17 protein-coding genes are annotated in these 20,675 nt (G+C 64.1%); 9 read left to right on the plus strand and 8 right to left on the minus strand.

The window, feature by feature from the left end; genetic code table 11:
- Nucleotides 1–237: 237 nt before the first annotated feature.
- From treZ to treY, 3 genes are read left to right on the plus strand one after another with little or no spacing between them, the layout of a single operon-like run.
- On the plus strand, nucleotides 238–2,121 hold the full coding sequence (gene treZ, locus DYI37_RS01045; protein WP_116681337.1) for a malto-oligosyltrehalose trehalohydrolase: 1,884 nt from the start codon (nucleotides 238–240) through the stop codon (nucleotides 2,119–2,121).
- The gene (malQ, locus tag DYI37_RS01050; protein ID WP_116681338.1) at nucleotides 2,121–3,977 is read left to right on the plus strand and encodes a 4-alpha-glucanotransferase; all 1,857 of its coding nucleotides are present in this window, start codon (nucleotides 2,121–2,123) and stop codon (nucleotides 3,975–3,977) included. Before treZ ends, malQ begins: the two co-directional genes overlap by 1 nt.
- Nucleotides 3,974–6,670 carry a malto-oligosyltrehalose synthase gene (gene treY, locus DYI37_RS01055; protein ID WP_116681339.1) on the plus strand — a complete coding sequence of 899 codons (2,697 nt, stop codon included), beginning with the start codon at nucleotides 3,974–3,976 and terminating at the stop codon, nucleotides 6,668–6,670. The genes malQ and treY overlap by 4 nt, the downstream gene beginning before the upstream one ends.
- A 93-nt stretch (nucleotides 6,671–6,763) precedes the next feature.
- Here the strand turns inward: treY and sbmA are convergent, their stop codons facing one another.
- From sbmA to hisB, 8 genes are all read right to left on the minus strand, one after another.
- Nucleotides 6,764–8,017, minus strand: coding sequence for a peptide antibiotic transporter SbmA (gene sbmA / locus DYI37_RS01060; RefSeq protein ID WP_116681340.1), 1,254 nt, complete (start codon nucleotides 8,015–8,017; stop codon nucleotides 6,764–6,766).
- 165 nt (nucleotides 8,018–8,182) lie between these two features.
- Complete coding sequence (coaA, locus tag DYI37_RS01065) at nucleotides 8,183–9,142, minus strand: type I pantothenate kinase (protein WP_116681341.1); 960 nt, start codon at nucleotides 9,140–9,142, stop codon at nucleotides 8,183–8,185.
- A gap of 8 nt (nucleotides 9,143–9,150) precedes the next feature.
- On the minus strand, nucleotides 9,151–9,489 hold the full coding sequence (locus DYI37_RS01070) for a phosphoribosyl-ATP diphosphatase (RefSeq protein ID WP_116681785.1): 339 nt from the start codon (nucleotides 9,487–9,489) through the stop codon (nucleotides 9,151–9,153).
- Nucleotides 9,490–9,515: 26 nt separating this feature from the next.
- Entirely contained in the window at nucleotides 9,516–10,319 is an 804-nt protein-coding gene (hisF, locus tag DYI37_RS01075) for an imidazole glycerol phosphate synthase subunit HisF (RefSeq protein WP_116681342.1), read from the minus strand.
- A gap of 160 nt (nucleotides 10,320–10,479) precedes the next feature.
- Nucleotides 10,480–11,229, minus strand: a complete 750-nt coding sequence (gene hisA / locus DYI37_RS01080) for a 1-(5-phosphoribosyl)-5-[(5-phosphoribosylamino)methylideneamino]imidazole-4-carboxamide isomerase (RefSeq protein ID WP_116681343.1) — start codon at nucleotides 11,227–11,229, stop codon at nucleotides 10,480–10,482.
- A 119-nt stretch (nucleotides 11,230–11,348) separates the two neighbouring features.
- Complete coding sequence (gene hisH / locus DYI37_RS01085) at nucleotides 11,349–12,002, minus strand: imidazole glycerol phosphate synthase subunit HisH (protein WP_116681786.1); 654 nt, start codon at nucleotides 12,000–12,002, stop codon at nucleotides 11,349–11,351.
- Nucleotides 12,003–12,034: 32 nt separating this feature from the next.
- Nucleotides 12,035–12,508, minus strand: a complete 474-nt coding sequence (locus DYI37_RS01090; RefSeq protein ID WP_158555051.1) for a DUF2628 domain-containing protein — start codon at nucleotides 12,506–12,508, stop codon at nucleotides 12,035–12,037.
- A gap of 43 nt (nucleotides 12,509–12,551) precedes the next feature.
- Nucleotides 12,552–13,160: an imidazoleglycerol-phosphate dehydratase HisB gene (hisB, locus tag DYI37_RS01095; RefSeq protein ID WP_116681345.1), complete on the minus strand. Its 609-nt coding sequence runs from the start codon at nucleotides 13,158–13,160 to the stop codon at nucleotides 12,552–12,554.
- Nucleotides 13,161–13,323: 163 nt separating this feature from the next.
- Here hisB and zapE point away from each other — a divergent pair, with 163 nt between their 5' ends.
- The 6 genes from zapE (at nucleotide 13,324) to fusA (ending at nucleotide 20,657) form a co-directional block, all read left to right on the plus strand.
- Nucleotides 13,324–14,514 (plus strand): cell division protein ZapE, encoded by a 1,191-nt coding sequence (zapE, locus tag DYI37_RS01100; RefSeq protein WP_116681346.1) that lies wholly within the window; start codon nucleotides 13,324–13,326, stop codon nucleotides 14,512–14,514.
- Nucleotides 14,515–14,907: 393 nt separating this feature from the next.
- Nucleotides 14,908–15,870 carry a malate dehydrogenase gene (mdh, locus tag DYI37_RS01105; protein ID WP_116681347.1) on the plus strand — a complete coding sequence of 321 codons (963 nt, stop codon included), beginning with the start codon at nucleotides 14,908–14,910 and terminating at the stop codon, nucleotides 15,868–15,870.
- A gap of 79 nt (nucleotides 15,871–15,949) precedes the next feature.
- On the plus strand, nucleotides 15,950–17,140 hold the full coding sequence (gene sucC, locus DYI37_RS01110) for an ADP-forming succinate--CoA ligase subunit beta (RefSeq protein WP_116681348.1): 1,191 nt from the start codon (nucleotides 15,950–15,952) through the stop codon (nucleotides 17,138–17,140).
- A 520-nt stretch (nucleotides 17,141–17,660) separates the two neighbouring features.
- Complete coding sequence (gene rpsL, locus DYI37_RS01115; protein ID WP_116681349.1) at nucleotides 17,661–18,032, plus strand: 30S ribosomal protein S12; 372 nt, start codon at nucleotides 17,661–17,663, stop codon at nucleotides 18,030–18,032.
- A 33-nt stretch (nucleotides 18,033–18,065) separates the two neighbouring features.
- Nucleotides 18,066–18,536 carry a 30S ribosomal protein S7 gene (gene rpsG / locus DYI37_RS01120; RefSeq protein WP_116681350.1) on the plus strand — a complete coding sequence of 157 codons (471 nt, stop codon included), beginning with the start codon at nucleotides 18,066–18,068 and terminating at the stop codon, nucleotides 18,534–18,536.
- Nucleotides 18,537–18,566: 30 nt separating this feature from the next.
- On the plus strand, nucleotides 18,567–20,657 hold the full coding sequence (gene fusA / locus DYI37_RS01125) for an elongation factor G (RefSeq protein ID WP_116681351.1): 2,091 nt from the start codon (nucleotides 18,567–18,569) through the stop codon (nucleotides 20,655–20,657).
- The last annotated feature ends 18 nt before the right edge of the window (nucleotides 20,658–20,675 follow it).

Here is a 20,675-nt window from a genome sequence, read left to right on the forward strand (position 1 = left end):
ATGCGTCGAGCGAGACAGAGGGACGCGCCCGGCGCAGGGGCTTTCGAACGGTATAGCCGCCTATCGTGTTGCGGACCCGGCTTTGCATAATTCCTTGCCCGCCGGGCTGGAAGCGCGCCCCGAGACACTCAATTACCCTTCTCCATGAAGGGGCGTTCATCGAACGCTTCCATCGGCGCGGGTGCGCGTTGAGCGAGCTCGCGACACCGCCGAGTTGTGAAGGGCACGATTGGTCATATGACTTCAGAACCGAACGCTTTCGCTTTCGACACCTCCTGGGGGCCGAGGCTGATTTCGAACGGGGCCGAGTTCCGGCTTTGGGCGCCGTCCGCGCCGTCGATCGAACTGGCTGTCGGCGACGAGGACGCGAAACCGGCCGAATTCCTGCAGATGACGAAGGACGAGGCCGGCTGGTGGCGGATTGAGACGGACCGGGTGAAGGTCGGCGGAACATACGGTTTCCGGCTGAAGGACGGTCTGATCGTTCCCGATCCGGCCTCGCGGCGGCAGGCGGGAGACGTCCATTCCCTCTCCGTTCTGACCGATCCGAAGGCCTATCGCTGGACGACGCCGAACTGGAACGGGCGGCCGTGGGAGGAGACCGTCTTCTACGAACTGCACACCGGCACGTTCACGCCCGACGGCACGTTCGAGGGGATCGAGGAGAAGCTCGATTTCCTCGTTGCGACCGGTCTTACGGCGATCGAGATCATGCCGGTCGCGCAGTTCATGGGCGATCGCGGCTGGGGCTATGACGGTGTCCTGCTCTACTGCCCGCATCGCGCCTATGGTGGCGACGAGGGGCTGAAGCGCCTCATCGACGCCGCCCATTCGCGCGGCCTCAGCGTCTTCCTCGACGTCGTCTACAACCACTTCGGCCCGGACGGGAATTATCTGGGCGCCTTCGCACCGGAATTCTTCCACGAGGATATCCATACGCCCTGGGGCCCCGCCATCGCCTATGACGAGACGCCGGTTCGTCAGTTCATGATCGAGAACGCCCTCTACTGGCTGGAGGAGTTCCGCTTCGACGGCCTGCGGCTCGACGCGATCGACTCCATTCAGGACACGACCGATACGCCGCTCGTGAAGGAGCTGGCGAGCGCGGTCCGAAAGACGTTCCCCGGCCGCCACGTGCACCTGACCACCGAGGACGACCGGAACATCACTTGGCACGTGGAGCGCGGCGAGACCGATCAGCCGCTGCTCGTCTCCGGCGAATGGAACGACGATTTCCATCACACGATCCACGTGCTCGCCACCCAGGAGGAGGAGGCCTATTACGGCGATTACAACCGTAGCAGCGTCTCACAACTGGCGAAGTCCCTCGCGACCGGCTTCGTCTACCAGGGCGAGCACTCGCCGGTGCGCGACAAGAAGGTCGGGAGCCCCTCGGACCATCTGCCGCCGACGGCCTTCGTCAACTTCATTCAGAACCACGATCAGATCGGAAACCGGGCCTTCGGCGAGCGTCTGACCGATCTCGCCTCGCGCCGCGTCCTCGAATGCGCGCAGGCGATCCTGTGCCTGTCGCCCCAGATCCCGCTTCTCTACATGGGCGAGGAATGGGGCGAGACACATCCCTTCTGCTTCTTCACCGACTTTCACGGCGAGCTCGGAGATGCGGTCCGCGAGGGTCGTCGATCGGAATTCAGCAAGTTCAAGGCGTTCAGGAGCGAGCGCCTGCGCGAACTGATCCCGGACCCGAACGCCGAGGCGACCTTCCGGGTGTCCACGCTCGACTGGGCCGTTCTCGAGCGCCCCAATCGCGAGATGCGGCACTCGCAGGTGACCGAGCTCCTCAAGAAGCGGCAGGAGATCGTGGTTCCGCTGCTCAAGCACGTGCCGAAGAACTGCGGCGCCTATCAGGTGGCCGAAAACGGGCATGCCTTCGTCGTCGCCTGGACCCTTCAGGACGGAAAGGTCCTGCATCTCTTCGCAAATCTCGGAGACGACCCCTGGTCCCTGCCGGGCAATTTAAACGCAGAGGACCTTGCCGCAGGCGAACTCGTTCATTCGTATCAGGGAGATGCGGATGAAAGCCTTCTCAAAGGCACGCTCCCCGGCTCTTCGGTCGTGTTCCGGATGGGCGACCGGATGCTCGTGAAGGGGGATCTGTGATGGCTGCCTCCCTCGACGCATTGGCCGAAAGCCACGGGATCCAGATCGTCTATCGCTCCGAGATGGGGGAGACCCGGGAGCTGTCCGACGAAACCAAGGCGGATCTTCTAAAAGTTCTGTCCGTCGATCCGGAAAGCGGAAGCGAGGGGCGGTTCGGAGAGGCCGCGCAGGAGCCCTCGAAGACCTGTCCGCTGCCGGCCGTCGTCACCGATCGGCGCCATTGGGGCGTCGCCTGCCAGCTCTACGGTCTGCGGTCGCATCGCAGTCTCGGCATGGGAGATTTCGAGGATCTCGGCCGGTTCGCGGTTCTCGCGGCAGGGCTCGGGGCGTCCTTCGTGGGGGTCAATCCGCTTCACGCGCTGTTCATGGCCGATGGCGGGCGGTATTCGCCCTATTCCCCCTCGAGCCGCCGCTTCAACAATCCGCTCTATCTCGCCGTCGACGAGATCCAGGGCGGACCCGAAGCGATCGCCGAACTGAAGTCGGAAGCCCCCGATCTCTTTAGGGGTCTCAACGGCGAACTCGTCGACTACCCGGCAGTCAGCCGGGTGAAGAATCGGCTCCTGCGCGCGGTCTTCGAGAACCGGTGCGAGGATATCCGCGCCTCCCAGGCCTTCGAGCGTTTCGTGTCGACCGGAGGCGCTGCGCTGCATGCCTTCGCCCTGTTCGAGGCGATCTCCGCCCATGAAGTCGCATCGGGGGGACCTGCGGGCTGGCATGGCTGGCGGGAGGCGCTCAAGGACCGGAACAGCGCGGAGGTCGTGGCCTTCGAGGACGAGCACGACCGCGAGATCCTGTTTCACAAGTGGCTGCAGTTCGAGGCGGACGAGCAGATCGCCAGCGTTCAGGCGAGGGCGAAATCGGCCGGCATGGCGATCGGGCTCTATCTCGACCTCGCGGTCGGGGTCGCTCCGGACGGCGCCGAGACCTGGGCCGACCCGGCGCTCACCGTCGCCTCGGCGCGGGTCGGATCGCCGCCGGACATGTTCAACTCCTCGGGCCAGGACTGGGGCCTCGCGCCCCTCTCGCCGACCGCCCTCGCGGAGCGTGACTACCGGCCGCTGCGCCAGGCCTTTTCCCAGTTGACGCTCCATGCCGGCGCCGCGCGGATCGATCACGCCATGGGGCTCGCGCGCCTGTGGTGGATACCCGAGGGCAAGCCGTCCTCCAAGGGAGGCTATGTCCGCTATCCCCTCGGCGACATGATCGATGCCGTCGCCCAGGCCTCGAGCGACAACCACTGCCTCGTCATCGGGGAGGATCTCGGCACGGTGCCCGAGGGGTTCCGCGACCAGATGGAGGCGGCGAACATCCTCTCCTATCGCGTTCTCTATTTCGAGAAGCGGAACGAGGATTTCATCCTGCCCTCCGCCTATCCGCGCCTCGCGCTCGCCTGCGTGTCGACCCACGACCTCGCGCCGCTCGCCGGCTGGTGGCAGGGCACGGACATCAAGCTGCGACAGGAGGCCGGCACCCAGAACGAGGAGGCGACGGCTCGCGATCTGGACGGACGCCGCGAAGAGCGGATCGACCTTCTGGTGGCGCTGCGGAAGGCGAGCCTGATCCCCGGCGACTACGAACGGATGCTCAACGGCGAGGAGCCGCTTTCCGGCGAGCTCAGCCAGACGCTCAGCGAAGCCGTTCATCGCTTCGTCGCCCGCTCCGGCTCGCTGCTCTTTGCGGTGCAGCTCGAGGACATGCTCGGTGCGACCCACCAGCCGAACCTCCCCGGGACGACGGATCAATACCCGAACTGGCGCATCCGGCAGGATGTCGCTCTCGAAGACCTCGAAGATCATCAGCGCTTCCAGAGCATGGCTCGGGCAATGCGCGAAGAAAGGCCGAACCATTCATGAGCTCGCCGCTCGTCGCCACATACCGCCTGCAGTTTCGTGAAGGCACCGATTTCGCCCAGGCGCGGGACCTTGCGCCCTATTGGAAGCGCCTCGGGATCAGCCATCTCTACGCCTCGCCGATCTTCGAGGCCTCGGAGGGGTCGACCCACGGCTACGACGTGACCGACTACAACACCCTCGAGGAAGAGCTCGGCGGCATCAACGGCTTCACGGAGATGTCGAATGCGCTCTCGTCCAACAATATCGGACTGATCCTCGACTTCGTTCCCAACCATATGGGCGTCTCGCCGCGCAATCTTTGGTGGGAGGACGTTCTGACATGGGGCGAGGAAAGCCGTTACGCCTACACCTTCGATATCGCCTGGGAAGCGCGCCGCATTCTCGTTCCGGTCCTCGGAAAACCTTACGGCGATGCCCTCGATGCGGGAGACCTGACGGTCGTTCTGGACGAGGCGACACCCTCGCTGCGCTTCGATGCGGCCGGATACGGCCTTCCGATCGATCCGAGAACCTACGGACACGTCTTCGGCCTGATCGATCATGAGGAACGCGATCGTCTGGTCAGGCGGTTCTCGGTATCCACGCCCCCGGAAGCGGATGAGCTTCGGGAGCGCCTGGGCGAACATCTTCAGGATCCGGAGTTCCGGAGCGCCCTCGAACGGGCGGTGGCCGCGATCAACTCGGACAAGGATGCGCTGCACGCGCTGCACGAGGCCCAGGCTTGGCGGCTCGCCTGGTGGCGGACCGCGCGCGAACGCCTGACCTATCGGCGCTTCTTCGAGATCGCCGATCTCATCGGTGTGCGCCAGGAAATGCGCCGGGTCTTCAGCGAGAGCCATCAGCTCATCATCCGGCTCGCCCGCGAACGCCGGATCGACGGCATCCGCATCGACCATGTGGACGGTCTGGCCGATCCCAAGACCTATCTCGACGATCTGACCCAGGCCTTCAAGGCGGTACGCCGCCAGCCGGCCGTCTATGTGGAGAAGATCCTCACCGGCGAGGAGCGGCTGCGCACCTCGTGGAAGATCGAGGGGACGACGGGCTACGAATTCATCACCGCGCTTTCCGGGCTCTATGTCGATAGCGCGCGCGAAGCGGGCATGACCGAGGCCTATCAGACCTTCCTCGGGCGCAACGAGAGCCTGCGCTCCATGATTCTCGCCGAGAAGCGCTCGATCTTCCAGCGCAATCTCGCCGGCGAGCTGTCCGTCTTGACCGGCCTCGCGATGGATGTCGCCTCCCGGGGCCTCTCCACCCGTGATTTCGGCCGCGACACGATCGCGCGCTCGATCGTCGAAGTCGCCGCCGCCTTGCCAGTCTACCGCACCTACGGCTCGGTCGACGGTGTTCCGAACCGGGATGTGGCGATCATCGACGATTCGGTCGACCTCGCGCTCAATCGCCGCGAGGTGGAGGCCGACGAGCCGATCCAGTTCATCGGCCGACTTCTGAAGCTCGATTTCGAGGATGGCGCGGACGTCGCGGGCGCTCTCAACTTCACCCGCCGGTTCCAGCAGACGACGGGCGCGGTGATGGCCAAGGCCGTCGAGGATACGGTCTTCTATCGCTACAACCGGTTGATCGCGCTGAACGAGGTCGGCGGCGAGCCGGACGAATACGGCTCGAGCGTCGAGGCCTTCCACGAGGCCATGCGCATCAGGCTCGAGGATCAACCCTTCGGGCTTCTTGCGACCACCACCCACGACACCAAGCGCGGCGAGGATGCGAGGGCGCGCATCTACACGCTCTCCGAGGCACCGGGGCGCTGGCGCGGGTTCGTTTCCAGCTTCGCCGCCATGATGACGGAATGGCGCAAGGACGTCGAACCCGGCCTGTTTTCCCCCGATCCGGCAACGGAATGGGGCCTCTATCAATCCCTCCTGGGTGTCCTGCCTGCCGATTTCGATCCTGCCGATGCCGGACAGTGCGAGGACATCGCAGAGCGCCTTAAGGGATTTGCCGAAAAGGCCGTCCGCGAAGCGAAGCTCCATACGAGCTGGACCGCGCCGGCCGAGAAGTACGAGCGTGCGCTCGATGCCTTCGTCCACGCGATGGTCGATCCGAAGAACGAGCTGATCGGAGAATTCTGGACGCGCGTTCAGCCCTTCGTCCTCGCCGGCGCCCTCAACTCGCTCTCGCAGACCGTGATCAAGCTGACGGCCCCGGGCGTTCCCGATATCTACCAGGGCACCGAGTTCTACGACTATTCCCTCGTCGATCCGGACAATCGCCGGCCCGTCGATTTCGATGCGCGGATCGCCGCGGCGGCTGCGGGAGACGATCCCGCTCAGCTTCTGGCCGACTGGCGGTCCGGGCAGTTGAAGGCGCGTCTGACGATGGCGGGCCTGCGCATGCGCCAGAATGCCCCGCTTCTCTACACCTCGGGCCGTTACGAGGCGCTCACGATCAGCGGGCCGGCTTCGGGATGGCTGGTCGCCTTCGCGCGGATCGGTGAGAACGGAGAGGCCGCTCTGACCGTCGCGCCCCGGATGGCTCTTTCGCTTCTCGACGGACGCGAAGACCTCGCCATTCCCGCCAGCCGCTGGCAGGAGACGTTCGTCGATCTGCCCGAGGAACTCGCCGGAAAGACGTTCCGCGATGCGGTTACGGGCCGCGAGTTTACCGGTGGAGCGCACAAGGTCGCCGACCTTCTCGCCGTTCTGCCGGTCGCGATGCTGGCGGCGCAGTAGGATCGCACGACGACCTTCGGAACCGCCACGAGCCGTCGGCGCGAGAGCGCCGGCGGCTCGCGCGTTTCGACAGAAAGCGCGCAGACCGGCCGTCTATTCCGCGGGCGCCTGCTCGGCCAGCCATTGTTGATCCACGCTCGGCAACGGGTCGTCGTGGATCGCCGCCTCGAAGGCTCGCAGGCGTTTGTGGATGGAAAGCAGTTCGACGATCGTCGTCCAGGAGTTGACCAGATACTGGAACGATTCGCGCACCTGGCCGAAGGCGTTCAGGATCTGCTGGAAGATGCCGAGGGTGATCGTACCGGCGACGATGGTCGGCGCGAGGATCAGGAAGGGGAAGATGTTGTCGGTCTGGATGTAGCCGATCCGGGCGACGTTGAAATACATGTAGTGGAAGTAGAGGCGGAAATAGTTGCGGCGGACATCGGCGTAGAGTTCGCGCACCTCCGGCGGCTGCGCGCGCGCCTCGTCGTCCTCGCCGTAGACGAGTTCCTTTCGGTAGGCCGCCTCGACCCTCTGGTTGCGGAATTCGAGGCCCGGCAGCCTGATGCCGACGAGTGCCAGGAACGCCGTTCCGAAGGCGGACCAGAGAACGGCCGCGATGACGAGCGGGTAGGGCACGGCTCCGACGAGCGGCAGTTCGGTGATGTTGGCGGACAGAACCAGAAGCACCGGAAGGAAAGCGATCAGCGTCATCACCGCCTCGATCAGGTTGACGCCGAGGCTCTCGGTGATCGTGGCGAAGCGCATCGTATCCTCCTGGATACGCTGGGATGCGCCCTCGATCGAACGCAGCTTCTGCCACCAGCTCATATAGTAGTCGTTCATCGCTGTGCGCCACCGGAAGACGTAGTGGCTGATGAAGAAGCGCGTGAGGACGCCGACTGCGACGGCGACGAAGGCGATGCCCGCGAAGGAAGCGAGAGAGCCGTAGAACTCGCCGAGCGTCACCTCCCGTGTCTGGGCGAGGGCGGCCTGAATGAGATCGTAGAACGGGCCGTACCAGGCATTGACGGCGACCGAGACCTGCACCTGAAAATAGGTGACGAAGATGATCAGCGCCGAGCCGAGGATCGACCAGGGCGCCCAGGGCTGGCGCTCCTTCGCCATCCAGAAGGCGGCGAACAGGCCGACCATGACCGCATAGTAGAGATAGAACCAGAGAAAGTCGTTCGACCAGAAGAGCGACACGCCGATGATCGGTTCCTCGCCCATGGGCGGGCGCGGAAGGCCGAACCATGCGCCGGTCTCGTCCATGAAACCGTACCAGAGGCCGATCGAGAACGCGCTCCAGAGGAGCGCGGAGATGAAGAATGGCTTCGGATTTGGAAAGAAGGAAACGAACAAGGGTCGAACGAACCTCAAGGGTCCGGTGCCGGGCGGGCGGGACCGGACGGATTGCGTTTGCGCAAATGTCTATCGCGGATCGCGATGGGCCGCGATTAAATTACCGGTAAGCTTCCGGACTAGGGCAAGCCTGTATGCGGCGATCGGGGACCTGTGCGGCAGGGCTCAGAGCTTGCGAAGTGCGACCTGCTCGATGAGATGGTCGGGACCCTTCTTCAGGATCAGATCGGCGCGCGGTCTGGTCGGAAGGATGTTTTCGTGAAGATTGACCGCGTTGATCTGCGACCAGAGATCTTCGGCGATCCTCAGGGCTTCCGCATCGCTGATCTTCGAGTAGCGGTGGAAGAAGGAATCGGTCTGCTTGAACGCGGTATCGCGCAGGCGCATGAACCGTTCGATATACCAGCGATAGAGATCGGGCTCTTCGGCGTCGATATAGATCGAATAGTCGAAGAAGTCCGAGACGAAGGGAACCGCCCGGCCGTCCGGCGGCATCTTCTGGACCTGAAGGACGTTCAAGCCTTCGAAGATGAGTATGTCCGGGCGGTCGATGACGACCCGTTCGCCGGCCATGACGTCGTAGTAGAAATGGGAATAGACCGGCGCGCTGACGCGGGCCGCGCCCGCCTTCACGTCCGACAGAAATCGGAGGATCGCGCCGACATCGTAGCTCTCGGGAAACCCCTTGCGGCGCATCAGCCCCTTCTCGTCGAGAACAGCGTTCGGATAGAGGAACCCGTCGGTCGTCAGAAGCGCCACTTTCGGCGAGGACGGCCAGCGCTGGAGGAGAAGCTGGAGAAGGCGCGCGGTCGTCGATTTTCCGACGGCCACCGAACCGGCGATGCCGATCACGAACGGCGTCTTGTGGCCGGCGCTGCGGCCGGAGAGAAAGCGCTGGCGCTGGCTGAAGAGAACCTGCGTCGCTTCCACATGCGCCGAGAGCAGGCGGGAAAGAGCCAGATAGATCCGCGCCACCTCGTCGAGATCGACGGGGTCGTTCATGGAGCGGATGCGTTCCAGTTCGCCGGCGCCGAGGGTGAGGGGCGTGTCGGCCCGAAACTCCGCCCATTCGTCCGCGGAGAAGATCCGATAGGGAGAGAACGGCGTCGGGGCGAGCTGGTCCATCCGTCTGGTCACCCGGCCGGAGTACCGTCCATGCCGCGGGACGCCTTTTCCGCAAGCCCGGTGGTCGCCGTCCGGCGCCCGAGTTCCGATAGGACGTCACTGACTGGAACGCCGCGAAGTGCCAGAGCCACGAGGAGATGGTAGAGAAGGTCCGCGCTTTCGGAGGCGACGCGGCTTTCGTCCTCGCCGACGAGCGCGATCACCGTCTCGATCGATTCCTCGCCGAGCTTCTTGGCGACGTGGGAGACGCCCTTTTCCCTCAGCTTCGCCGTGTAGGACTCCTCGCTCGAGGCCTTCATCCGTTCGGCGATGATGGTCTCGAGGTCGGAAAGGGTGAAATCTGTCATCGCAACGTCAAACCGGTTTTCGCGAATCATGCCGCATGCGCTGGAATATCGGCTGGATCGAGACGCATGGGAACCCCGGCCGCGGCCATGTAGGCCTTGGCCTGCGCGATCGTATAGGTCCCGAAATGGAAGATCGAGGCCGCGAGCACCGCTCCCGCGCCGCCCTTCGCGATCCCGTCGACCAGATGATCGAGCGTGCCGACGCCGCCCGATGCGATGACCGGCACGGCCACCGCGTCGCTGACCGCCCGGGTGAGCTCGATGTCGAACCCGGCCTTCGTGCCGTCGCGATCCATCGAGGTGAGGAGAATTTCCCCGGCTCCGAGCGAGACCACCTTGCGGGCGAACTCGACTGCGTCGATCCCCGTTTCGCGCCGGCCGCCATGGGTGAAGATCTCCCAGCGCGGGCTCTCCCCCTCGGTGCCGACGCGCCGCGCGTCGATCGCGACGACGATGCACTGATCGCCGAACTTGTCGGCCGCCTCGGCGACGAATTCCGGGCGGGCGACCGCCGCCGTGTTGATCGAGACCTTGTCGGCACCGGCGAGAAGCAGCGTGCGGACATCCTGCACCGTGCGAACGCCGCCGCCGACCGTCACCGGCATGAAGCACTGCTCGGCCGTCCGGCGAACCACGTCGACGATCGTCTCCCGCTCGTCCGAGGAGGCCGTGATGTCGAGAAAGCAGAGTTCGTCGGCGCCCGCCGCGTCATAGGCGCGAGCCGCCTCCACCGGATCGCCCGCATCCACGAGCCCTTCGAAGTTGACCCCCTTGACGACGCGGCCGTCCTTGACGTCGAGGCACGGAATGATGCGGGCTTTGAGGGTCACCTTGGGTCTCGCTTCGTCGTTCGTGGGGGCTGCATGCAGGTTTGATCGTGCGGGTTTATGTGATCGGCCGGGAGCTGTGCGCAAGGAGCCGGCTTCCTCAGGAAGCCCGAACGCGACCGACACCTAGAATCCTGCGGTCAAAGGGATCAGGCGCCGTCGGTCAGCCTTGCGAATCTTCGCCGCTCAGAACCCGCAGCGCTTCGTGGGGATCGATCCGTCCGTCATAGAGAGCCCGCCCCGAGATCGCGCCTTCGAGCCTTGCTGCGTCGGGCATGGTCAGACGCACGACGTCCGCGATCGAGGCAAGGCCCCCCGAGGCGATCACCGGGATCGAGATCGCTTCCGCGAGGTCGATGGTCGAGGGCCAGTTGATGCCCGCGAGGACCCCGTCGCGGTCGATATCTGTATAGATGACCGCCGCGACGCCGGCATTCTCGAATCGCCGGGCGAGGTCGACGGCGGTGAGTTCGGAGGTCTCCGCCCAGCCTTCCACGGCGACCTTGCCGCCTTTGGCGTCGATGCCCACCGCGATGCGCCCCGGAAAGCGCTTCGCGGCCTGCCTGACAAGATCGGGATCGCGCACGGCGACGGTTCCGAGAATGACCCGCGACAGACCCCGCTCGAGCCAGCGTTCGATATCGGCCATGGTGCGGATGCCACCGCCGAGCTGCACGTTCATCTCGCCGCCGACCGCATCCATGATCCGATCGACCGCCTCGCCGTTCACCGCCTCGCCCTTGAAGGCGCCGTTGAGGTCAACGACGTGGAGATGGGTGAAGCCGGCATCGCGGAACTCGCGCGCCTGCGCGGCCGGGTCCGCGTTGTAGACCGTCGCCTGATCCATGAGGCCGAGCTTGAGGCGCACGCAGGCGCCGTCCTTCAAGTCGATGGCGGGAAAGAGAATAGGCATGAGAACCTCGACGGACGGGTCAGATGATCTGGAAGACGGCGAGCAGGATGAGCGTCAACAGGACGGAAACGAGGATCGATCCGATACATCCCATCCGGCTCGAGAAGAAGACGAACACCTCAGGGCTTCCATTGCAGGAAGTTGGCGATCAGTTTGAGGCCGAGCGTCTGGCTCTTTTCGGGATGGAACTGGGTACCGGCGGCATTGCCGTTCGCGACCATGGCTGTCACCCGGCCGCCGTAATCGGTGGTCGCAACGAGCTCCTCCTCCCTCGCGGCCGCGAGGTGGTAGGAGTGGACGAAATAGGCGTGCAGCCCGTCCGGCCCCGTCTCGATACCCTCGAGCAGCGCATGCGGGGTGACGATGTCGAGCGTGTTCCAGCCGATCTGCGGGATCTTCAGGGCGTCGTCCTTCGGCGCAATGCGCACCACGTCGCCGCCGACCCAACCGAGCCCCGGCGTCTCGGCCTTTTCAAGCCCGCGTTCGGCCATGAGCTGCATGCCGACGCAGATCCCGAGAAACGGGCGGGCCTTCGCCTCCACCGCCTCGCGCAGCGCATCGACCATGCCGGGCAGGGCATTGAGACCGGCCCGGCAATCAGCATAGGCGCCGACCCCCGGCAGGACGATCCGATCGGCCTTCGATACGAGATGCGGATCGTCCGTGAGGCAGATTTCGGCATTCGCGCCGCTCTCGCGCGCCGCGCGCTCGAAGGCATTGGTGACGGATCTGAGATTGCCGGACCCGTAATCGATGATGGTGACTGTCTGCATTCGGCTTTCCGTCGAAGAATTGGACCGGCCCGTCACGGGGTCGCCCGTGTTCCCGCGCGCACGGACCATGGCATCTGAACGCGCGGCCGCAACGGCCGTTCGGTGCGTTGCGGCTCGGTGGGAGATGCCGCGGCCTCCGCCTCGTAATAACGCAGTTCGGCTTCCGATCGCGACCCGGCCTGAAAGACGGCGGCGAGCCGCCAGCCTTTCCGCAGTCGTTTGTCGATCAGGAGATTGCGACCTTCGAGGCCGACCAGCAGCGCGAGAAGAAACTGGGCGACGCTGGAGACGAGGCCGAGACCCTGCCACCAGCCGATCGCCATGAAGGCGATGTCCAGCACGAGAACGGCGATCCCCGCGAGCCAGAGGCGATGCCAGAACAGCCAGAAGATCAGAAAGAGGAAGGCGAGGGGCGCAAAGGCGTCCTTCACGAACATCGCTTCTGCGCTCTTGATCCCGCTGTCATCCGAAGGGGGTTCGAGGACCACCCATCTCTTCACCGACATGAGATCTGCCCGCCGCTTCCCGGTGCCGCGATCCATGCGGAGGTCATGCGAGCATTCCCTTGGTGGAGGGGATCAGGTCCGCCTGCCGGGGATCGATCGAAATCGCTTCGCCGAGAACGCGCGCCACCGCCTTGAAACAGGTCTCGGCGATGTGGTGCGAGTTCGCGCCGTAGAGATTGGTGATGTGCAGGGTCAGCCCGCCATTCTGCGCGAAGGCCTGGAAGAATTCGCGGACGAGTTCGGTATCGAACCCGCCGATCTTGGCGCGGGTGAATTCGGCGGAGAAGACCAGGAACGGACGGCCCGAGACGTCGATGGCGGCCCGTGTCAGGCATTCGTCCATCGCAAGGTCGAGCGAGGCGTAGCGACGGATCCCCTTGCGCTCGCCCAGTGCCTGCCGAATCGCCTGACCGAGCGCGATCCCGGTATCCTCGACGGTGTGATGGTCGTCGATGTGCAGGTCGCCCTCGGTGCGGATCGTCATGTCGATCAGGGAGTGGCGGGCGAGCTGGTCCAGCATGTGGTCGAAGAAGCCGACGCCGGTCGATATGTCCGCGATGCCGGAGCCGTCGAGATCGACCTTCACCTCGATCTTCGTTTCCTTGGTCCGCCGCGTGATGGTCGCGTCGCGCCGTCCCCCGATTGTCGTCATTCGTCTGAGCTCCGATCGACCCTGTTGGAGCGTGCTCTAGCATCGCCGCGGGCCAAGCGGCAAACGGGCAGGGCGCATTGGCCTTCCTTCGCCCACCCAACCACCCTATGGGGTTTCGTACGACAGGCGGGCGAAGAGCGCGCGGAACAGAGCGGGGGTCGAGATGCCGAATCCGACGGCGAACACGGAACGCAAGAATTGGGGACCCGTCCGCAGCAAGCTCGAACGGCTGATCGAGCGTGGCGAGATCGAGCCGGATCCGGCCCAGAAGATTCTCGCCGGACGGCTGGACAGGCTCGATGGCGACCTCTCCAACAGGTCCGTCGCCAAGAAGTCGAGCGCGCTGGGCTGGCTGTTCGGCAAGAAGGGCAAGCCCGAGCCGGTGAAGGGACTTTACGTCTACGGCTCGGTCGGACGCGGCAAGACCATGCTGATGGACATGTTCTACCGGCAGAGTTCGGTCTCGAAGAAGAGGCGCGTCCACTTCCACGCCTTCATGGGCGACGTGCACGAACGGATCGGTGCCCACCGGGACAAGGTTCGCGACGGGACCGCCTCCGAGGACGATCCGATGCCTCCGGTCGCCCGTCAGATCGCCGAGGAGAGCCTGCTTCTGTGTTTCGACGAGTTCACCGTGACGGATGTCGCCGACGCGCTGATCCTGTCGCGCCTGTTCGAAGCGCTCTTCGCCGAGGGTGTCGTGCTCGTCGCGACGTCCAATGTCGCGCCCGACGATCTCTACAAGGACGGCCTCAATCGCGGCCTGTTCCTTCCCTTCGTCGAGAAGCTGAAGGCCGAGGTCGAAGTTCTCGCCCTCGACAGCGGCGAGGACTATCGTCTCGCGGCCATCGGAACAGAGGATCTCTATATCACGCCGCTGGACGAGAACGCCGCCTCTCGCGTCGACAAGGTCTGGGACGCGCTTCTCTCGGGCGAGAAGGAACATACCGCCTCCCTCTCGGTGAAGGGACGCACCATCCCCGTGCCGCGTGCGGGCAACGGGGCCGCTCGGTTCGCCTATGGCGACCTCCTGCAGAAACCGCTCGGCGCGCAGGACTTCATCGGTCTGGCCCGCAGGTTCCACACGGTCGTCCTCGAAGGCGTGCCCGCTCTCGGCCCGGCCGAACGAAACGAGGCCAAGCGGCTGATCAATCTCGTCGATACGCTCTACGATGCAGGGCGCCGACTGGTCATCTCGGCGGAGGTTCCTGCCAAGGATCTCTACAGCGCCCCCTCTGGCACGGAAAAGTTCGAGTTCGAGCGCACCGTCTCGCGGCTGTTCGAGATGCGCGGCGACGATTACATGTCTGCGTCCGAGGACGACCGTCCGGTGGGGAGCGACGCTGTTCGGTAACGACCCTGTATTTCCGGCGCCGGACGAGCGGTCGATTTCGGTCATCCGCGACCGCCTGGCGGCCGGGGCCGAACCGGTTTTCCGCATCGCGGCAAGAAACTTGTCCACCGCCGGAATTCTAACCGTTTAAATCGGAATTGGGCCTTCCGGGGCCTGTTGCGCCCGTTTCGACACCGGGCTATCCGAACACCAGAACCGCGAAAACCGCCTTACGATCGGCGGGTTTGGGCGTCGAGCCGTGCGTCAGGCCGCACTGCACCATCGCGCTGTCCCCGATCGTTCAGACGGGACCCGGCCACGCCAACGGATCGGTGGCGGACGGGCGGGATCGCTTTTCCAGAAGAGAGGCGCAACGACCGGACGGTCGCGTCTCGAGATCGAGAGGAATACCAGGTGGCCCGCAATAAAATCGCATTGATCGGTTCCGGCATGATTGGCGGAACGCTCGCCCATCTCGCAGGCATCAAGGATCTCGGTGACGTCGTCCTGTTCGACATCGCCGAGGGAACGCCCCAGGGCAAGGCGCTGGACATCGCCGAGTCGGCTCCCGTCGACGGCTTCGACGGCGCGTTTTCCGGCGCCAACGATTATGCCGCGATCGAAGGTGCCGATGTCTGCATCGTGACCGCCGGTGTCGCTCGCAAGCCGGGCATGAGCCGCGACGATCTTCTCGGCATCAACCTGAAGGTCATGGAGCAGGTCGGAGCCGGCATCGCGAAATATGCGCCGAACGCGTTCGTCATCTGCATCACCAACCCGCTGGACGCGATGGTCTGGGCTCTGCAGAAGTTCTCGGGTCTGCCGACCAACAAGGTCGTCGGGATGGCCGGCGTGCTCGACTCGGCCCGTTTCCGCCATTTCCTCGCCTCCGAGTTCAAGGTCTCGGTCGAGGACGTCACAGCCTTCGTGCTCGGCGGCCACGGCGATACGATGGTTCCGCTCGCCCGCTATTCGACGGTCGCGGGAATTCCGCTGACCGATCTCGTCAAGATGGGCTGGTGCACCGAGGAGCGTCTCGGAGAGATCATCCAGCGCACCCGTGACGGCGGCGCCGAGATCGTCGGCCTCCTGAAGACCGGTTCGGCCTATTACGCGCCGGCTGCCTCGGCGATCCAGATGGCCGAATCCTATCTGAAGGACAAGAAGCGCGTTCTTCCCTGCGCCGCGGCGCTCAAGGGCGAATACGGGCTCGACGACATGTATGTGGGCGTGCCCTGCGTCATCGGCGAAGGCGGTGTGGAGCGCGTGATCGAAATCGATCTCGACGGCGACGAGAAGAGCCAGTTCGACAAGTCGGTCGACAGCGTGAAGGGCCTGATGGACGCCTGCCGCAAGATCCAGCCGAGCCTCGGCTGAACCACGAAAATTCCGACCGGGCGCGCGCAAGCGGCGCCCGGTTTTTTATGAGCCTCTCGTTTCAGGCAAAGGGCACCCCATGAACATTCACGAATATCAGGCCAAGCAGGTCCTCAAGGGCTTCGGCGCACCCGTGGCAGAAGGCGTCGCGATCACCTCCGTCGAGGAAGCCGAGGGTGCGGCCAGGCAGCTTCCCGGCCCGCTCTACGTGGTCAAGAGCCAGATCCATGCCGGCGGACGCGGCAAGGGCAAGTTTAAGGAACTCGGTCCGGACGCCAAGGGCGGCGTGCGCCTGGCCAAGTCCGTCGAAGAGGCGGTCGCCCACGCCAAGGAAATGCTCGGCAACACGCTCGTCACCAAGCAGACCGGCGATGCAGGCAAGCAGGTGAACCGCCTCTATATCGAGGACGGCGCGGATATCGACCGCGAACTCTATCTCTCCCTGCTGGTCGACCGCGCGGTGGGCAAGGTGGCCTTCGTCGTCTCGACCGAGGGCGGCATGGACATCGAGACCGTGGCCGAGGAGACGCCGGACAAGATCGTCAACGTGCCGATCGATCCGGTTCAGGGTGTGACGGAAGCCGACGCGAAGGCTCTCTGCGATGCGCTGAAGCTCGAGGGCGAGGCGCGTTCGGACGGCATGTCCCTGTTCCCGATTCTCTACAAGGCGTTCATGGACAAGGACATGAGCCTTCTGGAGATCAATCCGCTGATCGTCATGGAGAACGGGCGGCTCCGGGTTCTCGACGCCAAGGTCTCGTTCGACGGCAATGCGCTTTTCCGTCACGACGACATCAAGGCGCTGCGCGACGAGACCGAAGAGGATGCCAAGGAGATCGAGGCGTCCAAATACGATCTCGCCTATGTGGCACTCGACGGGACGATCGGCTGCATGGTGAACGGCGCCGGCCTTGCCATGGCGACGATGGACATCATCAAGCTCTACGGCAAGGAGCCCGCGAACTTCCTGGACGTGGGCGGCGGCGCCACCACCGAGAAGGTCACTGCGGCCTTCAAGATCATCACGGCCGATCCGAACGTCAAAGGCATCCTCGTCAACATCTTTGGCGGCATCATGCGCTGCGACGTCATCGCCGAGGGTGTGGTGACGGCCGTGAAGGATGTCGGTCTGAAGGTTCCGCTCGTCGTCCGCCTGGAAGGCACGAACGTCGAGAAGGGCAAGGCGATTCTCGACCAGTCTGGCCTCGACATCACGGCCGCGGACGATCTCGACGACGCGGCCAAGAAGATCGTCGCCGCGGTCGGATAATGATCGTTGTCCGTTCCTGGTGAACGGACGGCATACGGCATTGCCGAAGATTACGGGCCGCTTTCCCTGACGGGAAGCGGCCCGACTGCGTCTTTGGGACAGGGGACCGATGGCGGGACCGGAACGCCCGTCGAACCGGGGCTCGGCCCTATCTCGGCGGTAACCCTTCGGACCGAACGGGCCGGCTTTCAGGTGCTCGCAATGGGTTGACGCAGAGGCGCTGAATCGTTAAGTACCCGCCAACAAAGCCGATGTGAGGCCGAATCTTTCCGTAGACGACCCGTCCGGAAGCCAAGGGTGCCTCAAACAAGGTTCATTGTTCACGGGACTTAAAATCTCCGGCTCATGATCGTCTCACGGTTCGAGGTGATCCTCTGGTTTCAAACCGAGCGCCTTTCCGACCTATTCGGAAGACCGGCTGCTCGGTTTCGCGCATGACGATGGCGAACATCGTCATGCCGCTTCAGGTTTGGTTCGTTCCGGCAAGCGGAACGATAAGAGAATTAAGGGGAAGGTTGGAATGCCGACCATCAACCAGCTGATCCGTAAGCCGCGCGTGCGGCCTGCCGAGCGTAACACGGTGCCGGCGCTCGAAGCCAATCCGCAGAAGCGCGGCGTGTGCACCCGCGTTTACACCACGACCCCGAAGAAGCCGAACTCGGCGCTTCGTAAGGTCGCCAAGGTCCGTCTCGTCAATGGCTACGAAGTCATCGGCTACATCCCGGGCGAGGGGCATAACCTTCAGGAGCACTCGGTCGTCATGATCCGTGGTGGCCGCGTGAAGGATTTGCCGGGCGTCCGCTATCACATCATCCGCGGTGTTCTGGACACGCAGGGCGTCAAGAACCGCAAGCAGCGCCGGTCGAAGTACGGCGCGAAGCGTCCGAAATAATCCGCGCAATAGAAGAAGACGAAGAGCTGCCGAATGTCACGCCGCCACGCTGCTGAAAAACGAGAGATCAACCCGGACCCGAAGTTCGGCGATCTCGTCGTCTCCAAGTTCATGAACGCCGTCATGTATGACGGCAAGAAGTCGGTCGCCGAGCGCATCGTCTACGGCGCCTTCGATACCGTTCAGGAAAAGACCCGCCAGGAGCCGGTCGCGATCTTCCATCAGGCGCTCGAGAACATCGCGCCGCATGTGGAAGTTCGTTCGCGCCGCGTCGGTGGTGCGACCTACCAGGTTCCCGTCGACGTCCGTCCGGAGCGCCGTCAGGCGCTTGCCATTCGCTGGCTCATCACGGCCGCCCGCAAGCGCAACGAGACGACCATGGTCGATCGTCTGTCGGGTGAGCTGATGGATGCCGCTAACAATCGCGGTACCGCCGTGAAGAAGCGCGAAGACACGCATCGCATGGCCGATGCGAACCGCGCGTTCTCGCATTACCGCTGGTAATTCTAGCTTCGAATTAGAGAGACGAGCCACATGGCACGCGAGTATAAAATCGAAGACTATCGTAACTTCGGCATCATGGCCCACATCGATGCCGGCAAGACGACCACGACCGAGCGTATCCTTTTCTACACCGGCAAGTCCCACAAGATCGGCGAAGTCCATGACGGCGCCGCCACGATGGACTGGATGGAGCAGGAGCAGGAGCGCGGCATCACGATCACGTCGGCTGCGACGACCACCTTCTGGGAAGGTCGCGACGGCAAGAAGCGTCGCTTCAACATCATCGACACCCCCGGCCACGTCGACTTCACGATCGAAGTCGAGCGTTCGCTTCGCGTGCTCGACGGTGCGATCGCGCTTCTCGACGCCAATGCCGGTGTCGAGCCGCAGACCGAGACCGTCTGGCGCCAGGCCGACAAGTACGAAGTTCCGCGGATGATCTTCGTCAACAAGATGGACAAGATCGGCGCCGACTTCTATCGCTGCGTCGAGATGATCAAGTCGCGCCTCGGCGCGCGTCCGATCGTCATCCAGCTCCCGATCGGTGCGGAGAACGAGCTCAAAGGCGTCGTCGACCTGATCGAGATGAAGGCCTATGTCTGGCGCGACGAGACCCTCGGCGCCCAGTGGGACGTTCTCGACATCCCTGAGGACATGCAGGCCCAGGCCGAAGAATACCGCGAAGCCATGATCGAAGCTGCCGTCGAGATCGACGAAGGCGCGACGGAGCGGTATCTCGAAGGCGAGATGCCGTCGAACGAAGAGATCCGCAAGCTGATCCGCAAGGGCACCTGCGATGTCTGGTTCACGCCGGTTCTCTGCGGCTCGGCCTTCAAGAACAAGGGCGTGCAGCCCCTTCTCGACGCCGTCGTCGACTTCCTGCCGTCGCCGATCGAGGTCAAGGCGATCCGCGGTATCGATCCGAAGACGGAAGAGGAGATGATCCGCAAGTCGTCCGACGACGAGCCGCTCTCCATGCTCGCCTTCAAGATCATGAACGATCCGTTCGTCGGCTCGCTCACCTTCGCGCGCATCTACTCGGGCGTCCTCACCAAGGGCACGTCCCTTCAGAACACCGTCAAGGAGAAGAAGGAACGCGTCGGCCGCATGCTGCAGATGCATTCCAACTCTCGTTCGGACATCGAAGAGGCCTATGCCGGCGACATCGTGGCTCTGGCCGGTCTCAAGGACACGACCACGGGCGATACGCTCTGCGATCCGCTGAAGCCGGTCATCCTGGAGCGCATGGAATTCCCCGATCCGGTCATCGAGATCGCGATCGAGCCGAAGACCAAGGCCGACCAGGAAAAGATGGGCCTCGCGCTCAACCGTCTGGCCGCCGAGGATCCGTCCTTCCGTGTCAAGACCGACGAAGAGTCGGGTCAGACGATCATCGCCGGCATGGGCGAGCTTCACCTCGACATTCTCGTCGATCGCATGAAGCGCGAGTTCAAGGTCGAGGCGAATATCGGTGCGCCGCAGGTGGCCTATCGCGAGACGATCTCGCGTCCGGCCGATGTCGACTACACCCATAAGAAGCAGACGGGTGGCACGGGCCAGTTCGCTCGCGTCAAGCTGTCCTTCGCTCCGGCGGAGCTCGGCGAAGGTTTCGCCTTCGAGTCGAAGATCGTTGGCGGTGCGGTGCCCAAGGAGTACATCCCGGGCGTCGAGAAGGGCATCATGTCGGTCATGGGCGCAGGCCCGATCGCCGGCTTTCCGATGGTCGACATCAAGGCTGAGCTGACGGACGGCGCCTTCCACGACGTCGACTCCTCGGTTCTCGCCTTCGAGATCGCGGCCCGTGCGGCATTCCGCGAGGCCATCCAGAAGGCGGGTCCCCGTCTTCTCGAGCCGATCATGAAGGTCGAAGTCGTCACCCCGGAAGACTACATGGGCGACGTCATCGGCGATCTGAACTCGCGGCGTGGCCAGATCCAGGGCACCGAGAACCGCGGCATCGTCCAGGTCGTCAACGCCTTCGTCCCGCTCGCGAACATGTTCGGTTACGTGAACACGCTCCGGTCCATGTCCCAGGGTCGCGCTCAGTACACGATGCTGTTCGATCACTACGAGCAGGTTCCGAACCAGGTCGCCGACGAGATCCAGAAGAAGTACGCCTGATCTCTCGCACCGAACAAT

Source organism: Fulvimarina endophytica, from assembly GCF_003403015.1.
In the GTDB taxonomy this organism is placed as follows: domain Bacteria; phylum Pseudomonadota; class Alphaproteobacteria; order Rhizobiales; family Rhizobiaceae; genus Fulvimarina; species Fulvimarina endophytica.

Coding starts and splice junctions, on each gene's coding strand:
- treZ (WP_116681337.1), top strand. CDS start 238: ATGACTTCAGAACCGAACGCTTTCGCTTTCGACACCTCCTGGGGGCCG.
- malQ (WP_116681338.1), top strand. CDS start 2,121: ATGGCTGCCTCCCTCGACGCATTGGCCGAAAGCCACGGGATCCAGATC.
- treY (WP_116681339.1), top strand. CDS start 3,974: ATGAGCTCGCCGCTCGTCGCCACATACCGCCTGCAGTTTCGTGAAGGC.
- coaA (WP_116681341.1), bottom strand. CDS start 9,142: ATGGACCAGCTCGCCCCGACGCCGTTCTCTCCCTATCGGATCTTCTCC.
- DYI37_RS01070 (WP_116681785.1), bottom strand. CDS start 9,489: ATGACAGATTTCACCCTTTCCGACCTCGAGACCATCATCGCCGAACGG.
- hisA (WP_116681343.1), bottom strand. CDS start 11,229: ATGCCTATTCTCTTTCCCGCCATCGACTTGAAGGACGGCGCCTGCGTG.
- hisH (WP_116681786.1), bottom strand. CDS start 12,002: ATGCAGACAGTCACCATCATCGATTACGGGTCCGGCAATCTCAGATCC.
- DYI37_RS01090 (WP_158555051.1), bottom strand. CDS start 12,508: ATGTCGGTGAAGAGATGGGTGGTCCTCGAACCCCCTTCGGATGACAGC.
- hisB (WP_116681345.1), bottom strand. CDS start 13,160: ATGACGACAATCGGGGGACGGCGCGACGCGACCATCACGCGGCGGACC.
- zapE (WP_116681346.1), top strand. CDS start 13,324: ATGCCGAATCCGACGGCGAACACGGAACGCAAGAATTGGGGACCCGTC.
- sucC (WP_116681348.1), top strand. CDS start 15,950: ATGAACATTCACGAATATCAGGCCAAGCAGGTCCTCAAGGGCTTCGGC.
- rpsL (WP_116681349.1), top strand. CDS start 17,661: ATGCCGACCATCAACCAGCTGATCCGTAAGCCGCGCGTGCGGCCTGCC.
- rpsG (WP_116681350.1), top strand. CDS start 18,066: ATGTCACGCCGCCACGCTGCTGAAAAACGAGAGATCAACCCGGACCCG.
- fusA (WP_116681351.1), top strand. CDS start 18,567: ATGGCACGCGAGTATAAAATCGAAGACTATCGTAACTTCGGCATCATG.